This window comes from Brevundimonas balnearis, assembly GCF_042434805.1.
In the GTDB taxonomy this organism is placed as follows: domain Bacteria; phylum Pseudomonadota; class Alphaproteobacteria; order Caulobacterales; family Caulobacteraceae; genus Brevundimonas; species Brevundimonas balnearis.
Genome location: NZ_JBHLSW010000003.1, coordinates 772,425 through 793,881 on the forward strand (window position 1 = coordinate 772,425; position 21,457 = coordinate 793,881).

Annotated in this window: 21 protein-coding genes and 1 tRNA gene; 11 read left to right on the forward strand and 11 right to left on the reverse strand. The window is 71.1% G+C overall.

Translation table 11 applies throughout. The annotated features are described in order from the left end of the window. From ACFFGE_RS04965 to ACFFGE_RS04980, 4 genes are read right to left on the reverse strand one after another with little or no spacing between them, the layout of a single operon-like run. A complete protein-coding gene (locus ACFFGE_RS04965) occupies window positions 1-939 on the reverse strand; it encodes a phytoene/squalene synthase family protein (protein ID WP_376834885.1) in 939 nt (312 codons plus the stop codon). Continuing rightward, window positions 936-2,438 (reverse strand): phytoene desaturase, encoded by a 1,503-nt coding sequence (locus ACFFGE_RS04970; protein ID WP_376834887.1) that lies wholly within the window; start codon window positions 2,436-2,438, stop codon window positions 936-938. Before ACFFGE_RS04970 ends, ACFFGE_RS04965 begins: the two co-directional genes overlap by 4 nt. Next, on the reverse strand, window positions 2,435-3,607 hold the full coding sequence (gene crtY / locus ACFFGE_RS04975; RefSeq protein ID WP_376834889.1) for a lycopene beta-cyclase CrtY: 1,173 nt from the start codon (window positions 3,605-3,607) through the stop codon (window positions 2,435-2,437). The genes ACFFGE_RS04970 and crtY overlap by 4 nt, the downstream gene beginning before the upstream one ends. A gap of 9 nt (window positions 3,608-3,616) precedes the next feature. Then, complete coding sequence (locus ACFFGE_RS04980; RefSeq protein WP_376834891.1) at window positions 3,617-5,425, reverse strand: PPC domain-containing protein; 1,809 nt, start codon at window positions 5,423-5,425, stop codon at window positions 3,617-3,619. Between the two features lie 98 nt (window positions 5,426-5,523). On the opposite strand from ACFFGE_RS04980, the gene folD reads away from it, so the two are divergent. The 5 genes from folD (at window position 5,524) to ACFFGE_RS05005 (ending at window position 9,474) form a co-directional block, all read left to right on the forward strand. Then, a complete protein-coding gene (gene folD, locus ACFFGE_RS04985) occupies window positions 5,524-6,444 on the forward strand; it encodes a bifunctional methylenetetrahydrofolate dehydrogenase/methenyltetrahydrofolate cyclohydrolase FolD (protein WP_376834893.1) in 921 nt (306 codons plus the stop codon). Window positions 6,445-6,523: 79 nt separating this feature from the next. Further along, window positions 6,524-7,204, forward strand: coding sequence for a LemA family protein (locus ACFFGE_RS04990; RefSeq protein WP_376834895.1), 681 nt, complete (start codon window positions 6,524-6,526; stop codon window positions 7,202-7,204). Next, on the forward strand, window positions 7,204-8,001 hold the full coding sequence (locus ACFFGE_RS04995) for a TPM domain-containing protein (protein WP_376834897.1): 798 nt from the start codon (window positions 7,204-7,206) through the stop codon (window positions 7,999-8,001). The genes ACFFGE_RS04990 and ACFFGE_RS04995 overlap by 1 nt, the downstream gene beginning before the upstream one ends. Beyond that, complete coding sequence (locus ACFFGE_RS05000; RefSeq protein ID WP_376834899.1) at window positions 8,001-8,687, forward strand: TPM domain-containing protein; 687 nt, start codon at window positions 8,001-8,003, stop codon at window positions 8,685-8,687. Before ACFFGE_RS04995 ends, ACFFGE_RS05000 begins: the two co-directional genes overlap by 1 nt. A 49-nt stretch (window positions 8,688-8,736) precedes the next feature. Further along, window positions 8,737-9,474 carry an endonuclease/exonuclease/phosphatase family protein gene (locus ACFFGE_RS05005; protein WP_376834901.1) on the forward strand — a complete coding sequence of 246 codons (738 nt, stop codon included), beginning with the start codon at window positions 8,737-8,739 and terminating at the stop codon, window positions 9,472-9,474. Here the strand turns inward: ACFFGE_RS05005 and ACFFGE_RS05010 are convergent. Continuing rightward, window positions 9,467-10,930 (reverse strand): phospholipase D-like domain-containing protein, encoded by a 1,464-nt coding sequence (locus tag ACFFGE_RS05010; RefSeq protein WP_376834903.1) that lies wholly within the window; start codon window positions 10,928-10,930, stop codon window positions 9,467-9,469. The genes ACFFGE_RS05005 and ACFFGE_RS05010 overlap by 8 nt on opposite strands. Before the next feature lie 155 nt (window positions 10,931-11,085). Between ACFFGE_RS05010 and ACFFGE_RS05015 the strand changes: the two genes are divergently transcribed. The 3 genes from ACFFGE_RS05015 to ACFFGE_RS05025 all read left to right on the forward strand — a co-directional run bounded on the left by ACFFGE_RS05015 (window position 11,086) and on the right by ACFFGE_RS05025 (window position 14,643). Then, complete coding sequence (locus tag ACFFGE_RS05015; protein ID WP_376834905.1) at window positions 11,086-11,268, forward strand: hypothetical protein; 183 nt, start codon at window positions 11,086-11,088, stop codon at window positions 11,266-11,268. A 109-nt stretch (window positions 11,269-11,377) separates the two neighbouring features. After that, window positions 11,378-13,948: a tipN gene (locus ACFFGE_RS05020; RefSeq protein WP_376834907.1), complete on the forward strand. Its 2,571-nt coding sequence runs from the start codon at window positions 11,378-11,380 to the stop codon at window positions 13,946-13,948. A gap of 134 nt (window positions 13,949-14,082) precedes the next feature. Continuing rightward, on the forward strand, window positions 14,083-14,643 hold the full coding sequence (locus tag ACFFGE_RS05025; protein WP_376834909.1) for a hypothetical protein: 561 nt from the start codon (window positions 14,083-14,085) through the stop codon (window positions 14,641-14,643). Here the strand turns inward: ACFFGE_RS05025 and ACFFGE_RS05030 are convergent. Then, a complete protein-coding gene (locus tag ACFFGE_RS05030) occupies window positions 14,625-15,791 on the reverse strand; it encodes an MFS transporter (protein WP_376834911.1) in 1,167 nt (388 codons plus the stop codon). The two genes, ACFFGE_RS05025 and ACFFGE_RS05030, sit on opposite strands and share 19 nt — an antisense overlap. A gap of 50 nt (window positions 15,792-15,841) precedes the next feature. Between ACFFGE_RS05030 and ACFFGE_RS05035 the strand changes: the two genes are divergently transcribed. Further along, window positions 15,842-16,210, forward strand: a complete 369-nt coding sequence (locus ACFFGE_RS05035) for a DUF423 domain-containing protein (protein ID WP_376834913.1) — start codon at window positions 15,842-15,844, stop codon at window positions 16,208-16,210. A 30-nt stretch (window positions 16,211-16,240) separates the two neighbouring features. After that, window positions 16,241-17,215 carry a prolyl aminopeptidase gene (gene pip / locus ACFFGE_RS05040; RefSeq protein ID WP_376834915.1) on the forward strand — a complete coding sequence of 325 codons (975 nt, stop codon included), beginning with the start codon at window positions 16,241-16,243 and terminating at the stop codon, window positions 17,213-17,215. A gap of 1 nt (window position 17,216) precedes the next feature. Here pip and ACFFGE_RS05045 read toward each other — a convergent pair whose 3' ends face one another. Continuing rightward, entirely contained in the window at window positions 17,217-17,654 is a 438-nt protein-coding gene (locus ACFFGE_RS05045) for a DUF6173 family protein (protein ID WP_376834917.1), read from the reverse strand. 41 nt (window positions 17,655-17,695) lie between these two features. Continuing rightward, complete coding sequence (locus ACFFGE_RS05050; RefSeq protein WP_376834919.1) at window positions 17,696-18,367, reverse strand: Fe2+-dependent dioxygenase; 672 nt, start codon at window positions 18,365-18,367, stop codon at window positions 17,696-17,698. 81 nt (window positions 18,368-18,448) lie between these two features. Between ACFFGE_RS05050 and ACFFGE_RS05055 the strand changes: the two genes are divergently transcribed. Then, window positions 18,449-19,258 carry a hypothetical protein gene (locus ACFFGE_RS05055; protein ID WP_376834921.1) on the forward strand — a complete coding sequence of 270 codons (810 nt, stop codon included), beginning with the start codon at window positions 18,449-18,451 and terminating at the stop codon, window positions 19,256-19,258. Between the two features lie 7 nt (window positions 19,259-19,265). Here the strand turns inward: ACFFGE_RS05055 and ACFFGE_RS05060 are convergent. The 3 genes from ACFFGE_RS05060 to ACFFGE_RS05070 form a co-directional block, all read right to left on the reverse strand. Further along, a tRNA-Lys gene (locus tag ACFFGE_RS05060) sits at window positions 19,266-19,342 on the reverse strand. Between the two features lie 19 nt (window positions 19,343-19,361). Continuing rightward, on the reverse strand, window positions 19,362-20,462 hold the full coding sequence (locus ACFFGE_RS05065; RefSeq protein WP_376834923.1) for a tyrosine-type recombinase/integrase: 1,101 nt from the start codon (window positions 20,460-20,462) through the stop codon (window positions 19,362-19,364). A 286-nt stretch (window positions 20,463-20,748) separates the two neighbouring features. Further along, window positions 20,749-21,369 carry a hypothetical protein gene (locus tag ACFFGE_RS05070; protein ID WP_376834925.1) on the reverse strand — a complete coding sequence of 207 codons (621 nt, stop codon included), beginning with the start codon at window positions 21,367-21,369 and terminating at the stop codon, window positions 20,749-20,751. Window positions 21,370-21,457 lie beyond the last annotated feature (88 nt).

Consider the following 21,457-nt stretch of genomic DNA (forward strand, 5'->3'; position numbering starts at 1 on the left):
TCAGACCCGGGTCCACATCTCGGGCCGGGCCGGCGCGGGTCGCCCCCGGTCCAGCAACTGGGTCCAGAAGGCGATCAGCAGCCCGCGCGTGAACAGCCAGGCCTTGGCGACCTTGCCGACGACCGCGCGCCGGTCCCACACGCGCGGCCCGCCCCGCGCCACCTTGCGCCCGATCTCGCGATAGACGCCGCGCGCCGCGGCGATGGCCAGCGCTGAACGGAACGGCAGCGAGCGCAGCCCCTCGCGCGCGCTGTCGTAGTACGGCTCGGCCACCTCCAGAAGCCGGACCGCCACCGCATGCACCCTGGCGCGGTTCGCCGGATCGGCCACGGCCTGGGGCGTCGGGTCCAGCCCCGCCTCGGCCAGCCATTCGGACGGCAGGTAGACGCGGCCGTTCTCGGCGTCCTCGATCACGTCGCGGCTGATGTTGGTCAACTGGAAGGCGAGCCCCAGATCCTGGGCCCGGCGCAGCACCAGGGGGTCCGACGCCCCCATGACGCGCGCCATCATCACCCCCACCACCCCGGCGACGTGCCAGCAATAGGACAGCACGTCATCCAGCGTCCGATAGGGGCGTTGCTCCACATCCATGGCGAAGCCGTCGATCAGGTCCAGCGGCCAGCGCTCCGGCAGGTGGTGGCGCAGCGCCACACGCTGGAAGGCGGCGAAGGTCGGGTCGCTCATGGTCTCGCCGGCGAGGGCCCGCCGGGTCAGGTCGTAGAGCCGGGCCAGCCGCCGCTCCTGCTCCGGACGGCTGATCGCCTCCTGGCCGTGACCGTGGTCCTGGCCGTCGATCTCGTCGTCGCAGCGGCGGCACCAGGCGTAGAGCAGCCAGGCGTCCTCGCGCACCTTGGGATCGAACAGGCGCGACGCCGAGCGGAAGCTCTTCGAGCCCTTGACGATCGACTCCTTGGAGGCGGCGAGGACGGCGTCGGTCATCGCGCGGCCGTGAGCCCCTCAAGCATCAGGCCCGCCGTCGCCTTGGCCGAGCCGACGACGCCGGGGATGCCCGCGCCCGGGTGCGTCCCCGCGCCGACGACGTACAGGTTGGGCACCCGGTCGTCGCGGTTGTGGGTCCGGAACCAGGCGCTCTGGGTCAGGATCGGCTCCAGCGAGAAGGCCGAGCCGAGGTGGGCGTTCAGCGTGTCCTCGAAGTCGTCCGGGGTCCATAGCCTGTGCGTGACCAGATCGCGCTTCAGGTTCGGGATGTAGCGTTCCTCGAGGTAGTCCATGATCCGTTGCGCGTAGCGCGGGCCCTCCACCGACCAGTCGATGTCGGCGGCGCCCAGGTGCGGCACGGGGCTGAGCACATAAAAGGTCGAGCAGCCCTCGGGCGCCATGCCCGGATCGGTGGCGCACGGGTTGTGCAGATAGAGCGAGAAGTCCTCGGGCAGGTTGGGTCCCTTGAAGATCTCGCTGATCAGTTCGCGATAGCGCGGCCCGAAGCAGATGGTGTGGTGCGCCAGCTGCGGATGCTCGGCCTTCAGCCCGAAGTGCAGCACGAACAGGGACATGGAGAAGCGCTTGGACTTCAGGTCCTTCGCCTTGGCCCGCCCGCGCGGGGTGTGGCCCAGCAGCTTGTCGTAGGTGTGCACCACGTCGGCGTTGGAGGCGACCATGTCGGCCTCGATGGTCTCGCCGCTCTCGAGCGTCACGCCGGTGGCGCGGCCCTCGGCCATCTCGATGCGGGCCACCGGCGCGTTCAGACGCACCGTTCCGCCCAGGTCCTGGAAGGCCTTGACCAGACCGGCGATCAGGGCGCCGGTGCCGCCCCGGGCGAACCACACGCCGCCGCGCCGCTCCAGCGCGTGGATCAGGGCGTAGACCGAGCTGGTCTTGAAGGGATCGCCGCCGACCAGAAGCGTATGGAAGCTGAAGGCCTGGCGCAGCTGCGGGTCCTTCACATAGCGCGAGACCATGGCGTGGACGCTGTTCCAGCTCTCCAGCCGCGCCAGCTCGGGCGCCGAACGCATCATCGACCAGAAGCTCTGGAACGGCACCGCGCCGAGCTTGATGTAGCCTTCCTGATACAGCTCTTCGGAATAGGCGTGGAAGCGGTTGTAGCCGTCCACGTCGGCCGGGTTGAAGGCCGCGATCTGGCGTTCCATCGCGGCCTGATCGTCGTTGTAGTCGAACGACTTTCCGTCTTCCCAGCACAGCCGATAGAACGGATCGACCGGCAGCAGCTCGACATAGTCCGACAGCGTCTTGCCCGTGCCGTCGAACAGCTCCTGCAGACAGGCCGGATCGGTGATGACCGTGGGGCCGGCGTCGAAGACGAAGCCCTGATCGTTCCAGACGTAGGCGCGGCCGCCGGGCTTGTCGCGCTTCTCCACCAGGGTGGTCTGCACGCCCGCGCGCTGCAGTCGGATCGCTAGGGCGATGCCGCCGAAGCCGGCGCCGATGACCACCGCGCGGCGCGCCGTGACGTCTCTCATGGGGTCTGTCCTTCGCCGGTCTCGCGGAGTTCGCGCATAGCTTTGCCTATGGGCACGGGGGGTTTTCCCGCCAGGATGCGCGCCTTGTCCAGCGCGGTCGAGCGGCCTGCGTAGAACCGCCGCACGACGCCCTCCGACAGACCATAGAAGCGTTCGAGCACTCGCCAGCGCTCGCCGGGCTCCGCGGCGCGGAACAGCATCCGGTCCAGCAGCCGGTAGAAGCCCCGCTCCCGCCAGACCCGCCGCGAGTGACCCTCCAGCAGGCGGCGCAGCGCCTCGCCCTCGAACGACGCCGCCTCCGCCACGCGCCGCGAGGTGTCGACCGCGTCCGGCAGCGAATAGCCGGTGGTCGGATGAAACAGCGCCGCCGAAAGGCCCGCCCGCGCCACGCCCTCGGCCCCTGACGCCCAGAAGGCGTCCATGTCGCCGTCCAGCGCGATGGGAAGGACGCCCTCCTCCTCCTCGACGATCTCGGCGACCTTCCAGCCGCGCGACACGGCGTAGGCGGCGATGCGATCGCGGATCGCCGGACGATCCAGGCCCGGCCCGTCGGCGTAGTAGGTGTCCTCGACGAGCACCGTCGTCTCATCGAAGGGCAGCAGATAGACGAAGCGATAGGCCCCGTGCTGGGCCACCGTCGCGTCCATGATGGTCGGCCGGGTCAGGCCGTGCGCTTGCTCCAGCCGCAGCACCTGGCCGAGGAAGACCTGCCAGCCCAGCTGAAGCTCAGGGCTTGGACCGGGTCCGCGCGCGTCGATCACGCCCCTCGCCGTCAGCACGCGCTGGTCCGACAGCTGCACCGATGCGGGCGTCACGGCCACGACCTCGCCCGTGACCAGCCGGTCGCCGATCAGGGGCCTGAGCGCCGCGTCCAGCCGGTCCGAGGTCAGGCTGTTGTAGGGCGTCCTGAGCGTGCGGGAACGGTTGGGGAAGTGAACGTCGTAACCCTCCTCCCACCGGTGCGCGACCGCGGGCGCCAGCCAGGCGCGATCGGCCTCGGACACGTCGCCGTCGAAGAACGACCACGTATGCCTCCCGCCGAAGCGCCCTTCGCGCTCCACGACCGCGAACCGCACCTCCGGCCGGGTCACGTGCAGACGCCAGGCGATCAGGCTGTTGGCGAGCCCGCCGCCGACCAGGATCAGGTCGAGGTCGTCATCGGCGGACACGCTTGATCCTCAGGGCTTGGCTTCGACCCGCAGGATGTAGGGCCCCAGCTGCTTGGCGTCGAACCCCTGCGCGCGGATGACGTAGACCCCGTCCTCCTCCGCGGTCCAGTCCAGACGGGCGTGGGTGTCGGACAGGCTGTCGTCGTCGCTGGACAGGGCGACGAACTCCTCGCCGTCGCGGCCGATCGCCACCACGGCGTCGAAGTCGTTGGAGGCCATGACGATCCGTACCTCCTCGTCGGCCTTGAGGCGGATGCGATAGGCGTCGAAGTAGACCCCGTCCAGGGACAGGCCGTCGTTCTCGTCGATGACGCCGCGCACGGTCGAGCCGATCAGCAGGCTGCCGGGCTGGGGCGCGGGGCCCCGGTCCGTGATCTCGACGGCGAACAGGCCGGTCGAGCCGGAGCCGAGCGGCGAAACCCTGAGGATGTACTCGCCGGTCTCCTCCGGCGTGAACATGAGGCGCGAATCCAGTCCTTCGCCCAGGCCGTCGTCGTCCTCGGCCAGCGCTTCGAAGGCGTCGCCCGGCCGCCCTATGCGCAGATAGCTGTCGAAGTCGCCGGAGCGCAGGACCGCCTGCAGGCGCCGGCCCGCCTCGCCCTGGACGACGAAGTCCCGGTAGCGACGCCCCTCGGCGTCCTCCGGGCTGTCCTCGTCGATCTCGCCTTCGAGCCGCTGCCCGAATGAGAGCGGCGTCGGCGGCGGCGGGGGCGGCACATCCTCGAGCTCCAGGGTGTAACCCCCCTCGGCTTCTCCTCCGAAGGCCCGGGCCTCGATGAGGTAGGTGCCAGCCGCGTCGAAGGTGTGGACGATGCGCGCGTCAGTCCCGAACCCGGCGCCGTCGTCGTCGAAGGCCAGCTCCTGCCCGTCGACATCGGTCAGGGCGAGGTAGGCGTCGAAGTCCGCCGACCGCATGCCGATGCGTACGGTCTGCCCGGCGGCGGCCTCGAAGGCGTAGATGTCGGCCCGTTCGCCGGCCCGATTGGTCCCGTCCCCGGCGGTCAGCTCGCCCTCGACCTCGTCCCCGAACGCGATGGGGTCGCGCGGCGGCGGCGGCGGCGGCGTGGTGCGCGTCAAGGTGTAGCCGCCGGCGGCCTCGCCGGAGAGCGCCATGGCGCGCACGACGTACCGCCCGGCTTCCGGCGCGGTGAAGACGAGGTAGGAGTTGAGTCCGAGCCCCGGCCCGTCGTCATTGCGGGCCAACTCCACGAAAGCCCCCTCGACCTCGCGCCCCACGACCAGCAGGGCGTCGAAATCCTCCGATTCCAGCGTCAGGGCCGTGCGCTCGCCGGCGGCGGCGTCGAAGCGGTAGGCGTCGTAGGCGGCGTCGGCCTCGTCCACCGGATCCCCGTCGTCGAGCGCGCCAGACACCGGGGCGTCCAGATCGATCGGCTTCGCGGGCGGGGCCGGCGGCGCAGGCGGACGTTCGGCGAGCGAGAGGGTGTAGGGGCCGCCGTCCAAACCGTTCAGCGCCCGGGCGCGCAGGACATAGACGCCGTCTTCCGGCAGGGTGGCGCGCAGGCGGGCGTTGAAGCCTTCGCCCAGGCCGTCGTCGTCCCAGGCGAACGCCTCTTCCGCTCCCTCGACGAAGAGCTCGAGGTAGGGATCGAAATCGTCGGCCAGCAGCGTCGCCTCCAGCCGCTGTCCCGCGCGCCCCTCGAGCACATAGTCGTCGTAACGGTAGCCGTCACGGGTGGGATCCTCACGGGTGAGGGCCGCTTCGACGCTCGCCCCGACCGAGAGGGGCTCCTGCGCCAGCGCCGGACCAGCCAGGAGGATCGCGCCCCAGGCGGCGGCGGCCAGAAGATTGCGGCGCATGCGAGTCTCCCCAGATCGACGTCCGATCATAGACGCCGAAGCCGCACCTCTGTAAACGCGCGGCGACCCCTTATTTTCGAGTTCGCGGAGCCCTCCCCATGGCCGACGCCCCCGCCCCCGCGCGCCGCATCGACGGCAAGAGCTTCGCCGAGCGTCTGCGCGAGCGGGTCGCCTCGGCGGCGGCGCGGCTGGAGGCGGATCACGGCGTGAAGCCCGGCCTGGCGGTCGTCATCGTCGGCGAGGATCCCGCCAGCCAGATCTACGTCCGGAACAAGGGCGAGCAGACCGTCGCCGCCGGCATGCGCTCGGACACCCACAGGCTGGCCGAAACGACCACCCAGGACGAACTGCTCGGCCTGATCGCCCGGCTGAACGCCGATCGGGGCATCCATGGCGTCCTGGTGCAGATGCCGTTGCCCGCCCACATCGACTCCGCCGCCGTACTGGACGCCATCGATCCGGACAAGGACGTCGACGGGTTTCACGTGGTCAACGCCGGGCGGCTGGCCGTGGGTCTGCCAGGCCTGGTCCCCTGCACGCCGCAGGGCTCGATCCTGCTGCTGAAGGACGCGCTCGGCGACCTCTCGGGCCTGCACGCGGTGGTCGTGGGACGCTCCAACATCGTCGGCAAGCCCATGGCCCAGCTGCTGCTGGCCGAGAACTGCACCGTGACGATCGCCCATTCGCGCACCCGCGACCTGGCCGCGGTCTGCCGCCAGGCCGACATCCTGGTCGCGGCGGTCGGCCGGCCGGAGATGATCCGGGGCGACTGGATCAAGCCCGGCGCGACCATCATCGACGTCGGCATCAACCGCGTCCCGTCCTCCGATCCGGCCAAGGCGGCCGAGGGCCGGACCCGCGTGGTCGGCGACGTCGCCTTCAAGGAGGCCGAGGCGGTCGCCGGAGCGATCACGCCGGTGCCGGGGGGCGTCGGCCCCATGACCATCGCCTGCCTTCTGGCCAACACCTATGTCGCCGCCTGCCGGGCCGCCGGCGTCGAGCCCGAACGGCTCGACTGATGCGCCTGTCACATGGCCGCGCTTGAAGACGACCGCCGGTCGCTGATACCTGTTGCGGGAATTCCAGGGGGATCGAGCGATGACCGGACCGCGACGTCGATGGGTAGGCATGGGGGTGGTCTCGGCCATGGCGCTGGGCCTCGGCGGCTGCGGGGTCAACGCCATTCCGGAACAGCAGGAACGGGCGGAGGCCGCCTGGGCGGACGTCCAGAGCCAATATCAGCGCCGATCCGACCTGGTGCCCAACCTTGTCGCCACCGTCCAGGCCTCGGCCATCCAGGAGCGCACCACCCTGACCCAGGTGATCGAGGCCCGGGCGCGCGCCACCTCGGTCAACCTCGACGCCTCCGACCTCGATAATCCGCAGGCCTTCCAGCGGTACCAGGCCGCGCAGGGCGAGCTATCCAGCGCGCTGTCGCGCCTGCTGGTGACGGTCGAGGCCTATCCGCAGCTCCAGGCCAACCAGAACTTCCTGGCGCTCCAGTCCCAGCTGGAGGGCACCGAGAACCGCATCCAGATCGCGCGGCGCGACTACAACGAGGCCGTCCGCCAGTACAACACGACCCTGCGGGTGTTCCCGACGGTGATCTGGGCCAACACGATCCACTCCGGCTCGGAGCCCATGCAGCTGTTCACCGCGACGGCGGAGGCCCAGACCGCGCCGAGCGTGAACTTCAACCTCGACGCGCCGCCGGCCGCGGCGGGCGCGCCAGGCGGCGGTCAGCCGCCGGTGACGCCGGGCGCCGCCCCGGGGGCCTGATGGCGCTTTTCGCTCGATGGGCGGGGCTGGTCCTCGCCGCCGTCCTGATCCTCGCGCCCGGCGGAGCGGCGGCGCAGGACTTCCCGCCCCTCAGCGGCCGGGTCGTCGACGAGGCGGGCCTGATCTCGCCCGAAACCCAGGCGGAGCTGGAGGCCCGGCTGGCGCGGCTGGAGGCCGAGACATCGGACCAGCTGGTGGTCGTCACCCTGCGCGGCCTCGAAGGCTACGAGATCGAGGACTACGGCTATCGCCTGGGCCGCGCCTGGGGCGTCGGCCAGTCCGAGACGAACAACGGGGTCCTGCTGATCGTCGCCCCTGCGGAGCGCCGCGTGCGGATCGAGGTCGGCTATGGCCTGGAGCCCATCCTGACCGACGCCTGGTCGGCGCTGGTGATCCATGACGAGATCCTGCCCCGGTTCAGGACCGGCGGCTACGAGGCCGGGATCGAGGCCGGCGTGACGGCCATCGAGGGACAGCTTCGCGCCGATCCGGCCGAGGCGGCCGCGCGCGCCGCGGCGGTGGAGGCGCCCGGCGCCGAGGCGCCCGCCGGGCCGGCGATCATCATCGCCCTCGTCTTCCTGTTTCTGTTCCTGGGCCTGATCAGCGGCGGTCTCCGGGGCCGGCGGCGGCGCCCGAGCGGGGTCGGCACGGTCGTGCTGTGGACCGTGCTGGATGCTCTGGCCAGCAGCGGCCGGGGCGGTCGGGGCGGCGGATTCGGCGGCGGAAGCTTCGGCGGCGGCGGCTTCAGCGGCGGCGGCGGCGGTTTCGGCGGCGGCGGCGCCTCGGGGGGCTGGTGATGAAGATCAGGCCGGAAGACCAGGCGCGCATCGCCGAGGCCATCGCCCGCGCCGAGGCGACGACCTCGGGCGAGATCATCTGCGTGCTGGCCCGACGAGTGTCGGACTGGCGCGACGTCGCCCTGGCCTGGGCGGCGGCGGCGGCGCTGGTGCTGCCGCTGGGTCTGATCCCGCTGGGATTCGACGCCTCCTGGCTGCCCGGCCTGGGGGCCAACTGGGAGGCGGCGCACACCGCCGCGCGCGATCTCACCGTCGGACGGACGCTCGCCGCCTACGGCATCGTGCAGGCGGCCGTGTTCCTGTCGACCCTGCTGATCCTGCAACTGCCGCCGCTGCGGCGCTGGATGGTCCCCACCCCCCTGCGCCGGACGCGCGTCCACCGGGCGGCGATGGAGCAGTTCCTGGGGCACGGCATCCACGTCACCGAGAACCGCACCGGCGTGCTCATCTACGCCGCCTTGTCGGAGCATGTGGTGGAGGTCGTGGCGGACAAGGGCATCCACGCCAAGGTCGACCCCGAGCTGTGGGGCGAGCTGATCGCCGAGCTGGCGCTGGACCTGAAGCGGAACCGGCCGGCGGACGGCTTCGTGCGCGCGGTGGAGAGATGCGGCGTCGTGCTGGCCGAACACTTCCCGCCGGGCGCCATGAACCGTGACGAATTGCCGAACCACCTGATCCAGCTTTGACCCGCCGCGGGGTCGCGCCGCGGCCCGAAATCGCCTAGCAGGGCCGCGCATGCCCCGGCTGATGACCTACAACGTGCACCGCTGCGTCGGCACGGACCGCAAGCTCGACGTCGATCGGGTGGCCGCCGTGATCGCGGAGTACGAACCCGACGTCGTCTGCCTCCAGGAGCTGGACGTCGGCAGGGCCCGCACCGGCCATGTCGATCAGGCGGCGGCCATCGCCGAGCGCCTGAGCATGGCCTTCCACTTCCACCCCGCCATGCGGGTCGAGGCCGAGCAGTACGGCGACGCCATCCTGACCCATCATCCGGAGCGCCTGATCAAGGCGGACGCGCTTCCCACCGTCGCGGGCGTTCCGGGCCTGGAGCCGCGCGGCGCGCTGTGGGTGCGGCTGGACATCGGCGGCGTGGAGCTGAACGTGATCAACACGCACCTGGGGCTGGTGCCCAGGGAGCAGCGGCTTCAGGCCTCCGCCCTGGTCGGCAAGGCGTGGCTGAAGCACCCCATGATGCAGGGGCCGGTCATACTGACCGGCGACTTCAACGCCACCTCGATCACCCGGCCCTATCGCATCCTGGCGGCGCGTATGGCCGACGCCCAGCGGCGGCTCGGCAGAAAGCCGAGCGTGAAGACCTTCCCGTCCGCCTTCCCCGCCATCCGCATCGACCACGCCTTCCTCAGTCCGGAGATCAGGCCGACGGCGGTGACGGCGCCCTTCTCGCCGCTGGCGCGCACCGCGTCGGACCATCTGCCCCTGGTGCTCGATTTCGAGATCGAGGCTAGCTGACGTCGATGCGCTCGGTCTTGGGTCGTTGCGACCGGTTCCGCCGCAGCCAGGGACGGAACGAGTCCCGCGTCGAGACCGGGTCTCCCAGCTGCCACTCCGCCACCGTCTGCTGGAGGGCGGTCGGCCGATCCTCGCCGAGCAGACGCATGCGGCCCGACGACAACTTCTGGATCGCCTGCCCCGTGGAGCCCTCGAGCGCCTCCACCGCGCCGAACGCTTCGGCGGTCTGGCCTAGGAAGTGGGCGATCGAGCGATGGCGGAAGGTCCGCACAAAGGCCCGGCCGGCGTCGTCCTCGGGGGCGGCCGCCACGTCGCACTCGGTGTCGAATCCCATCGACCGGTTGTTGAGGTTGGTCGAGCCGATCCTGAGCAGCGCGTCGTCGATGATGCTGACCTTGGCGTGGACGATGATGCGCTCGCCGTCCTCGGTCAGGGGGCTGAAGGCGTAGAAGCGGCCATGCCGGTCGGCCTGCTCCAGGCGATAGAGGACCTCCGCGCGGGCGGTGTCCATGGTCATGCTGTCGAACCAGCTGGGGCTGCGGCCGGTGCTGACCAGCACCACCTCCGGGCCGTCGGGCTCACGTAGCCGCTCGGCCAGCGCCTCGGCGATCAGCGGCGAGGTGAAGTACTGGTTCTCGAAATAGATCAGCCGCCGCGCCCGTCGGATGCATTCCAGGTGCAGCGCCTCGTTCTCTCGCACCTCGGCTCGTCCCCGCCAGCCCGGCTCGGTCCGGGCGATGGCGACCGGGACGTCGCGCAGATCGGGGGCGACGGCCTCGGGCCACGGATCCTCGTCGGCCTCGACCGGAGCGGTGCGCTCCCAGGTGGCGCGGAACCAGCGCTCGCGCGCCAGGTCGGCCATGGCGCGCGCGGCCTCGCCGTCGAACATGCACATGGTCTCGTGCCGCGGCGGCGCGATCAGACCGGACGGCATGCACCGGCGAGGGTCGTCGTCCAGGTGCTCGGGCGTGTCCCATCGGTCGGTGGCGATGTCGCCGCCGCCGCAGAAGGCGAGGCGTTCGTCGATGATGACCGCCTTCTGGTGATGGCAGGCGCCGACGGGGCCGGGCGAATCGAGCCTGAACTCGACGATCCGCTTGCGAAACCAGGCCTGGGCGCGGTGCGGGTAGAAGCCCTGAGACGCCGCGATGAGGATCGGCGAACGCCAGATCAGGAGGCGAACGTCGAGGTCGGGATTGTGCCGGACCATCAGGCGCAGCCGTCGGCCGATCTCCGCATCCCGGCCCGTGTCGTAGGGATCAAGGCGCGTGCGCGGGTCGAACTGCCAGCCCAGGATCACCACCGAGCGCCGGGCCCGCGACAGCGCCTGGTCGAGGGCGTCGAAGTAGGCGGCGTTGTCCAGCAGAACGGCGAAGCGGTCCGCCCGAGCCGTGCGCCAGCAGGTTCTGCCCGGTTGCAGCCAGTCCCCTGCCTCGCCGTCGGCGCTGGCCGTCATGGTGCGAGAGCCCCTCCCCGTCCGTGTCCGGAAAGCCTTAACGGCTGACCCGTTCCCCGCTAGGGCGCAAACGTGACGTTTTCTTCATCTCGGCCGAGCTTGTCCTGATCGCGGCTTGAGCGCATACAGACGCCAGCGTTCGGCAGGGGAGGATGATGCAAGCGCTCATCGACCTCATAGCGGGTTTGGTGGCCTTGCTGGCGGCCTCCGCGCTCGCCCAGTTCGGCGTCGATCTGCGCCGCCCCGCCGACGACCAGCCCGAGGTCCGGCGCGTGGCCGACTGCGGCGAACGACGGACGCCTCCTGCGGCCGTCGCCGTGTCCCGTCCCCGGTGTTGAGGCGCTGAAGGGCTCGCTCGCCCTTCACGCAATCGGTTCAAGTCGCTAGGTTCGTGTCGCGCGCGAGCTCATTGCCGCATCGCGCCGCGCTTCCAATAGAGACCGGACGATGACAAGCCGCCAACGGCCGCCCCTCACGCTTCACGACCCTGAAGTCGAGCCCGAGGCGCATGCCGGGGCGGCGGCCCCCGCGCCCGAGGCGCCCGCCCGCCAGCCGGTCATGTCCGAACGCCGCCGTCGCAAGCTGGCCGAGGAGGCGCGCCTCAAGGCCGAGGCCGAGACCCGCGAGGCTTCGACGCCGGCGCCCGTCGCCGAGACGCCGCCGCTCGCCGATCCCGCCGCCGGAACCCCGCCCGCGCCGCGCGCAGCCGGCGAACCCGCCGCCGCACCCTCCGAAACCCCGACCCTGGTCCGCCCCACGCCGATCCGCGAGACCCGAGGCCCGGGCGTCGCCGCCTTCGTCGCGGCCGCCGTCTGGGCGGGCGGCGTGGCCAGCTGGCTCGCCTACGAGGTCGGATCGGGCGCGGTGGAGCTTGAGACGCTGCGGGTGGCGGTTTACGCCCTTCTGGCCCTCGCGCCCGCCGGGCTGATCCTCATCATCGCCCAGGCTCTGAGGCAGGGGGCCCGGCTGGCGGCGGAGATCCGACGGGCGCGGGAGCTGGCCGACAACCTGACCGCGCCGACCGCGCTGGCCGCCCGCCAGTCCGGGGATGTCCTGCAGGGGCTGCGGTCGGACATCGATCAGGCGGCGCTGGCCGCCGAGCGCGCCCGGAACGATCTGACCCTGCTGCGAGAGACGCTCGGACAGGAGACGCAGCGCCTGAACGACGCGGCGGAGACGGCGGCCCGTACCGCCCGGCGCCTGTCGGAGCAGCTCGCGGCGGAGCGGGAGGCGATGAGCAGCCTCGGTGGTCAGCTGGACACGCAGGCGACGGCGGTCGTGGACGCTGTGGAGCGGCAGTCGCGCATGGTCGGCGACGCCTCCGACCTGGCGCAGACCCAGCTTCGCGAGGCGGAGGCCGCCCTGGCCGCCCGCGCCGCCGATCTGGCCGCCGCCGCCCAGGAGGCGCAGGACGCCGCGCGGCTGGCCGCCGACGATCTGGCGCGGCAGACCATCAGGCTTGAGAACGCCGGGACCGGCGTCGCCGAACAGATCCAGTCCGTCGAGGAGGGGCTGGGCCAGCAGCGCGCCGCCCTGGTCTCCGCAGTGTATGCGCTGCGCACCGAGCAGGAGGACTTCTCGGCCCAGGTCGAGAGCCAGCGCGCCCAGCTGATCGACCAGCTGTCGCAGACGCGCACGGCGGCGGGCGAGCTCAGCGACCTCTCCCGCCGCGCCGGGGAGACCCTGGGCGAACTTGTGGAGGCCGCCGGAGATCAGTTCCGCGCCCTGATCGAGCTGTCGGCCCGCGAGGCGGACGAGTTCGACGCCGCGACCAAGGTGTCGCTCGACAAGTTCGACGCCGTCGCCGCGGACGCGCGCGACCGGCTGGTCGAGGAGACGCGCCGCGCCCTCGAGGCCTTGTCGGCGACGGCTGAGGATGCGCGACGCGCCGCCGACGCGGCCGCGGAGCAGGCCCAGGTGCGGGCCGACCGGCTGGGCGAAGCCCTGTTCGACGCCGCCCAGAAGGCCGACGCCGCCGCCGACGCACGGCTGGAGGAAGCCCGGCGCCTGGCGACGGACGCCGCCGAACTGGTCGACATCGCCGGCCAGGAAGCCGTGGCGCGGCTGGAGACCACGCTCGCCCGCCTCACCGCGTCGCTGGACGACATCCGGCAGTCCGTGGCCGAGGTCGATCAGCGCGCCCAGCGGCTGCCCGAAACGGCTCACGCCCAGATGCAGGCGATCCGCGAAACGGTGGAGGCCGGGCTCGCCGCCCTCGCGGAAGCGGCCCGCCGCGCCGCCTCGGACACGGAAGCGCTCGAGGCCGGCTTCCAGGAGCGTGTCCGGCGAAACTACGACATGCTGACCGAAACGGTGCGGCTGATGGGCGTCGTCTCCGGCGATCCCGCGCCGCGCCGACCGGTTATCCGGGCCCCGGACGTCGGGGCGGCCGACCTTCAGCTGCCGGAGGCCCGGCGGGGGTCTCGGGAACCGGCCCCCGAGCCGCCCGCGCCCGGCCGTTCCGAGGCCGGCCGTTCCGAATCCCGCAGGGACGAGCCGTCGCGCGGCTTCGGCCTGCGCGGCCGTCTGCGGCTGGACGCCGGCGAACCCCCGGCGAGCGGTTCGGAGAAGGGGCCGCTGGACTGGAGCGATCTCGGCGCGACGGACGAAGCGCCGCTCGAGCTGGACGCCCCACTGGCGCCCGCCGGCCCGTCGCCCGACGCGGCGGCTGTGCGCGATCGCGTCACCCAGGCGATCCGCCGCATGGGGGTCGATCCCAACGCGCTGCTTCCCCGGGCGCGGGTCGAGGACGCCGCCTCGGCGCTGGCGGCGGGCGACGCCGACGCCGCCCGGCAGATCGTCAGGCGCGTCGCCCCGGCGGCGGTCCGCAGCGTGTCGCGGCGGGTGCTCAGCGATCCCGCGCTGCGCGCCGATGTGGAGCGGCACGTGCGGGCCACCGCCCTGTCCCTGGCCGAGGCGGCCCGGAGGGGCGACGCCACGGCGGTCTCTGATCAACTGTTGACGGACGCGGGGCGCGCCTTCCTGCTGCTGGACGCCGCGGTCGGCGATCTGGCCTGACGCCCTTCGGGCACACCGGCTTCGGCCCGGCCGGGCGTGGGCGCTTTACGGGTTGACGGACAAGTGGTCCTCGCATCAGGTTCACGGCGACGTCACGAACTCGTCAATGTCGCTGAGGACTCATGTTGGAGCCGTTGGTCGAGATCGACGCCTTGCGTCGGCCGCAGGTCGGCGTCTGCGCGGTGGGCCTCGAGGTGCCGGCCGGTGAGGGCGGGGACGGGCTCTGGGACGGGTTCTCCGCGTCCGACGACGCCGAAATCGAAACCGCCGAGATGTTGGTGAGGGGCATCTCCGGCGGGCGGTGGCATGCGCTGCTCATCGTCGCGAAGGGACGCGCGGGCGGACCCCTGCGTGTGCAGCTGCGTGCCGAGAACCGCTCCGCCGACGGCCCGGGTCGCCTGTTTCCGACAGGTCCGGCGATGGCGCGCGCCACCGCCCCCGCCGCCGAACTGGTGCGCGCCTTTCAAGGCGCCGGCTTCGAGACGGAAGCTTCGTCGGAAGGGCCGTGCGATACGGCGGGAGCCCTTCTCTTCAGGACCCTGCTCGCGCTCGCGGACTGCTCGGACGCGCCTCCGGTCGGCCTGGTCCGGGTGCCTGCCGACGCGTCGGGCGAAGCGGTCGATCGAATGATCGGGATCGGCGCTCCGGTGATGGCGCGGCGGCTGGCGCCTCTGCGTCAGGTGGTCGTCGGCTGACCTCCCAATCGGCTCCGGACGATCCAAGCCGCGGCCGCCCCACACAGAACCATGGCGCTCATGGCGAGGTACCCCAAGGCGCCGACGTGGTCATAAAGCGGGCCCGCGATCGCCGTGGCCAGGCCGATCAGCAGCCCCGACGACAGGGCCGACGACAGGGTCTGCGCCGACGTCTGATGCTCGGGCGCGCTCAGCCGCTCCACGATCTCCAGCCCGGCGAGAAAGACCGCCGCGAAGCTGAGCGCATGCAGCGCCTGGAGCGGCCACAGCATCCATTCCGGCGGGGCGGCGGCGAACGCGGTCCAGCGGATCAGTCCGGCGACCACGCCCAGCGCCAGGATCACGCCGGGACCGACGCCATGCCGCCGCCGCAAGGGCTCGATCCACCACATCCAGGCCACCTCGGCCGCGACGCTGAAGGCCCACAGCAGGCCCGTGGTCTGTTCGGACACGCCCCTCGCCTTCCACTCGATCGCCGAGAAGGCGTAGTAGAATCCATGGCTGCCCTGGACCGCGCCGACCGCGAAGATGGCTGTCAGGAAGGTGCGGTCCCTGAGCAGGACGCCCAGCCCCGCGAACCGATCCCCGCCGGCCGGCTGGCGGTCCCGGACCGGCTCGGCGGGCGCGCGCCAGGCCGCCAGCGCCGTCAGCGCGCTCGCCGCCGCGATCCAGACGATCACCACATCGCTCGGGGCCCTGAGCAGCAGCGCGCCCATGACCACATTGGCGACCACGAAGGCCAGCGAGCCGGCGCTGCGGGTCGGTGCGAAGGCGAAGTCGAATCTGCGCCCCAGCCTGAGGGTGAGGACGTCGGTCAGGGGGATCATGGCCGCCGCCGCGGAGGCGGCGACGAACCAGATGGGAAGCCATAGGAAGAAGCCGTCCACGAGGCCGGCCGCGCCATAGGCGAACGCGGCCACGAGGCCGAGGACGACGATCGGCGTCCGGCGCAGGCGAAACCGGTCCGCCCAGACGGCGAGCGCCGGTCCCACGACCAGCCGGGCCAAGGTGGGGGCGGCCAGCAGCGCGCCGATCTCCGCGCCGCTCAGACCCTGGTCCCGGAACCACAGGCCCGCGAACGGCAGGCTCACGCCGGTGGCGCCGAAGAGCAACACATAGACCACGGCCATGCGGCGCGACGCGTTCATCGGCGCCCGATAGCAGACTTTCACAAAGTCGTCGGCTAGGCTTCATTTCGATGACTATGGATCGCCCGCTCGCCCTGTTCGCCGCGCTCAGCGGCGCCATGGCCGTGGCGCTGGGCGCCTTCGCGGCTCACGGCGCGGGTCCCCAGATGAAGTCCCTGCTGACCACCGGCGCCCACTATCAGGGGCTTCACGCCGTCTTCGCCCTGGTATGCGCCAGCGCCGGCCGCCCGGCCCTCGTCGGAATCGCAGGCTGGGCCGGGGCGGCGGGCGGCTTGATCTTCGCCCTGGCCCTGTCCGCCATCGCCGTGCTGGACCTCTCCGCCATCGGCGTCGTCGCCCCCGTCGGCGGACTTCTCATGATCGCCGGATGGCTGATCCTCGCCGTCGCGATCCTGCGGCCGGCTCCACACCAATCGTAATCCGCGCCGCATCAGGAGTTCGTCCGCAGCATGGCCTTTCAGTCGTCAACCACGCCGCGCCGCGACCTCTTTCCGGAGATCGAGCCCTTCGCCAGCGGCTTCATGCCGACCAACGGCGTCCACCAGATCTACTATGAGGAGTGCGGCAACCCGAACGGCGTGCCGGTGGTCGTTCTTCACGGCGGACCGGGCGGCGCGGTCAATCCGGGCATGCGGCGATACTTCGATCCCAAGCGGTATCGCATCATCCTCTTCGACCAGCGGGGCTGCGGACGCTCCACGCCCAACGCCTCGCTCGAGGACAACACGACCTGGTCGCTGATCGACGACATCGAGCGTCTGAGGGAGCGGTGCGGGGTCGATCGGTGGGTGGTCTTCGGCGGCTCCTGGGGCTCGACCCTGTCCATGGCCTACGCCATCACCCATCCGGAGCGGGTGCGCGCGCTGGTGCTGCGGGGCATCTTCCTGCTGACCCGCAAGGAGCTGCACTGGTTCTATCAGGACGGCGCCTCAATGCTCTTCCCGGACGCGTGGGAACGGTTCATCGCCCCGATCCCCGAGGCCGAGCGCGGCGACCTGATGGAGGCCTACTTCCGTCGCTTGACCGGCGACGACCGGGAGACGCAGCTGCGCTGCGCGGTCGCGTGGTCGTCCTGGGAAGGCGAGACCGTGTCGGTCGAGGGACCGGCTGCCCGACCGGACAAGTTCGTCGATCCGGAGTTCGCGCTCGCCTTCGCCCGGATCGAGTGCTGGTACTTCAAGAACGCCGGCTTCTTCCCCGAGGACGGCTGGCTGCTGAATAACATCCAGCGCATCCGGCATCTGCCGTGCTGGATCGCGCAGGGGCGGTTCGACGTGGTGACGCCGATGTCCGGCGCCTGGGCCCTTCACCGGGCGTGGCCCGAGGCCAGGCTCGAGATCGTCCCCGACGCCGGGCACGCCTCCAGCGAACCCGGCATCGTCGACAGCCTGGTGCGCGCCACCGACTGGGCGGCCGGCCTGTAGCTCAGACGGGCTCGGTCTGCTCGACCAGTTCGTCCAGGCGAAAGCCGATCCGGCGCGCCTCGCGCTCCTGCGGCTTCGGCAGGGCGTTCAGCAGGACGTTGACCTGACTGTAGTGCTGCACCAGGCGCACGGGTCGGCCGTCCGGCGTCCGTCCGAAGAACAAGAGCAGGTCCGGGCCCCAGAAGCCGAGGTCTTCGAACTGCATGACCTGATCGCCGGGCAGGCCGGTCAGGCGCGCACCCACCTCCTCGTCGGGATTGAGCCCGGCCTCGAACTCCCGGATCAGTCGGGACAGGCGGACGAAGGTCCACTCCGCCGGGTTGTCGCGGGCGTGAACGCCGTCGGCCAGGCCCTGGGTGTTGGCGGGTTCGCCGGCCACCGGGCGGGGGCAAGGCGCGAACATGGCCGGATCGGCCTTGGGGATGGGCGTGTCGCTCATCCCCGCATCCTAGATCACGCCCGCATCAAGATCACACCCGGTCAGCTCGCCGCCCATCGCCTCAGCAGCGCCCCAATCGCCTTGTCGAGCGCCATCCGGCCGGCGGGATCGTGAGCGGCGGGCCAGGCGGCGCGCGCCTGCTCCAGATCCCAGAGGACCTCCCGCGCGGACGGGTCTCGCACCTGGCTCTCGATCCATCCCACGAACGCCAGCCGACGCCCGCGCTCGACAGTCGTGACCTCATGCACCGCCCCCGAGGGGTAGAGGATCAGGTCCCCCGGCGGCAGGCGGATCTCCGTGTCCTGGAGCGGCGCGTGGATGCGCAGGGCTCCGCCATCGTAGGCGTCGGGCGGCGTCAGGAAGAGGGTGAAACTCAGGTCCGAGCGGAGGCGCGCGTCCTCGCCGCCCATCAGGGCGTTGTCGACGTGCGGCCCGTAGCCGCCCCCGACGTCCGTGCGGCTGAGCAGCAGTCGGCTGAGCCGGCGCGGCCGCGCCGCCAGGGCGACGATCGGATGGGAAAGGATGCGCTTTCGGACGAAGGCTTCGAGCGCCTGGCCCCGGGCGCTGGTCAGATCGGCCTGCTCGTTGCGCTTGACCTCGCGCGCGGCGGGCCCCGCCGTCTCGTGCCCGGGACGCCAGTCCAGCGCTTCGATCTCCGCCAGCGCCCACGCCAAGGCCGCGTCGTCCAGAACGCCGCCCGCGATCAGAAGCACGCCAGCCTCCTGCGAACCAGTTGCAATCTCATGAGGCGTCCTATAGTTCGACCCAAACGATCACGCAAAGGGCCCCTTGTCATGTCGACCTTCAAGCGCTGGACCGCACTGGGCGTCGGAGCCGCCCTGATCGCCGGCTGTTCCGAACAGGGCCAGCCTGCGGCGCCGGCCGCGGACCCGGCCACGCCTGCGTCGACCTCTGGGGAAGGCGAAGGCGGCGAAGGCGGTGAGTCGGGCGAGGGCGGCGTCGACGTGGCTGCGGCCGCGACGGATCCCGTCGTCTTCCTGTCGGCGCTGGCGCTGGTCGAGGCCCATGTGCGCGCCGCCGAGGCCGCCGCCATCGCCGGCGAGCGCCAGGCGGCCGCCGAAATGTTCGCCCATCCGGTCTCGGAGGTGCTGGTCGACATCGCCCCCGCCTTCCAGACCCTGGGCGTCCCGTCGCTGGATGATCGCCTCATCGCCGCGTCCGGCGCGGTGGCCAACGGTGCGGACGAGGCGACCGTGCGCCGTCACGCCCGCGAGATACTCGCGGCGCTGGACGCGGCCGAGGCGCGAGCCCCCGACGGGGGCGCGGCCAACCCTGACGTGATCGCCCGCGTCATTTCCGACCAGATCGACCGCGCCGCGCTGCAATACGCAACGGCGCGGGGCAGCGAAGCCTATGAGCCCTATCTCGACGGCTATGGTTTCAGACTGACTGCGGAAGCCTGGAACGAGGAAGAAGGGGCCGCCGTGCGTCGCGCCCTGCCGCAGGCGGCCACAGCCATCGACGCCGCCCTCGCGCGGGTCGTCGCCGCCTATCCGCAGGCGACGCGTCCGGCGAACCTTACGGCCGACCCCGGAGCGCTGCTGGCGGCCTCCTCGGCCGTTAAACTTGCGCTGTCGAACTGACGGCGAGTGGTGAGCCCCCTGGGACTCGAACCCAGGACCCTCTGATTAAAAGTCAGATGCTCTAACCGACTGAGCTAGGGGCTCTCGCTTTATACTCAACCACTTAGGTCGAGCTATCCAGAACCGGTTTGTCGCCGGTTTGTAGGTGGCGTTCGTGCTTCATTCGGGACAGCAGGTCAAGGGCGACCGCATCGCTCGAGACATACTTCGTCAGCAGGGCGTCCACGGCCTCCTCCGACCAGGCGAAGATCGTCGCCAGATCACGCTTCGGAGAGCCCGCGATGAACATGCGGGTGCAGGCCGTGCCGCGCAGGTCGTGGAAGTGCAGATCGGTCAGGCCCGCTGCGAGCTTGGCCCGGCGGAACATCGTCTTGAACCCACCGGGCGTCCACGGCGCCCCGGACGCATTGGTGAGGACGATGGGGCCTCGCTTGGGGATGGCCGCCAACACCGACCGGGCCTCCGGCGTAAGCGGGATCACGGCCTGACGCTTGCGCTTACGGGTGCGGCGCACGATCCCGTGCTGGCCTATCTCGCTCCAGGTCAGCTTCAACAGATCGCCGGTCCTGAGCCCGATTTCGGCAGCCAGCTTGACGCCATGGCCGATCTCCGGCGTGGCCTCTTTCAGCAACTTCGCCAAATCCTCGTCGGTCCATATGAGGTCGGCCCGGTCGGCGTCGTAGAGGCGCGGCACATCCTCGGTTGGCCTAGCCTTCGTCAGCCCCCTACCCCGCGCCCATGCAAACAGACGGCTGACGGACTGCATGGCGTAGTCCGCAGCGCGGGGCCGGTCGGCGTAGTCGTCGCGCCAGTCGACCAGATCGGCCTTGGTCGCGGGCTCATCGAACAGGCGGACCTTCCAGTCTCCGAACTCCGCATCGAAGCTGTCGAGATAGCGGGTGTATTCGCGCTTGCTGGACTCCCCGAGCTTGGCCCATTCCGGCGACGCCTTGAACGCGACGATCAAGCCCCGGATATAGGCCTTGTCCTCAACCACTCGGATCGGCCGGCGCGCGCTCTCCAGGGCTTCCAGGGCGGCGCTCTGGCCTAGCAGGCGCTCCAGATCGGCGTTGGCGTCGGCGAGAGTTCTCCCCTCCCCTCTGGCGACCAGCGGCCCGGTGCGCCAAGCGTAAGCATAGACAGCGATGCGCCCTCCGCTAAGCCGCTTCGTCGCCTTGTGCAGCCCGACCAGCCTTGCGCGCACGTCTGCGCTCCCTCGCCCGCGTGAGGTCGTCATCTGCATCCTCGTTGACTGCGGAGGTCAAGACCCGCACCGTGCCGTCAGGGCACACCTCGACCCCCGTCACGCAAAGGCCGAGCTTCTGAATGGCCTTGACGGTCTTGCTGACGGAGGCGCGCGCGGTCATCTCCAGACCCCCCTCCCCTCGCGCCGGGCCTGAGCCTCGGCGCGGGCTTCCGCAATGGCAAAGTCGCTCATGCTCTTCCCGCTCATCTCGTGGTCTCCTTAGGGTCGGGGGTGGCGAACGGGGTCATGCGGCGGTTCCGAACAGGTCGTGGTCGGCAGATTGGGGGCTAGCCCATAGGACCTTGTGACCGAGCCCCTTCTTTTCCCAAGGGCGTGACCGCAGCCGTTCGCAGACGGCGGGGATGAGGTCGCGCAGCGGCATGGTATCGGCGATGTGCTGTCGAAGCTGCTCGCACCCGCCCCTGAGCCCGCCCGCAATGAACTTCAACTCGTCAGCCCAAAGCGCCTGCAAAAGCTGGGCGGGTGCCGTAGGAAGTAGGCGGGGCTCGTTCCTGTAACTGCCAGATGGCACGACCACCTGATCTCCTTCGACCGCGAGAATGCCCCATGCGTCGTAGGTGACGACCTCGCACTTCTTCGCCAGCGATGGCGCTGGCAGTAGCCACATGCGCTGCGCCGCCTTAGAGTAGAGGGCGCTCTGGAGCTTCAGCCGGGTGGGGCTGTCGCCGTCGCCCTTGACCTCAACCCCGATGATCTCGGCGGGCCGGACGGCAGCAAGGTCAATGAGTGCACCGCCCCATGTGCCGACGCTGAACTCGCGAATGATGAGCGCGTCGGGGTAGCGCTCGCAAAGCCAGTCTGACGCCATGGCCGTCAAGCGGGCGGCGGGATACGATTCCCCCATCACCCCTCCTCCTTCGCTCTGAGTTTTGCGCCGTTCCCACGTGGGCGCCTTGATCGCTGGGGCTCTAGCCGCGCGGGCACACTTCTGA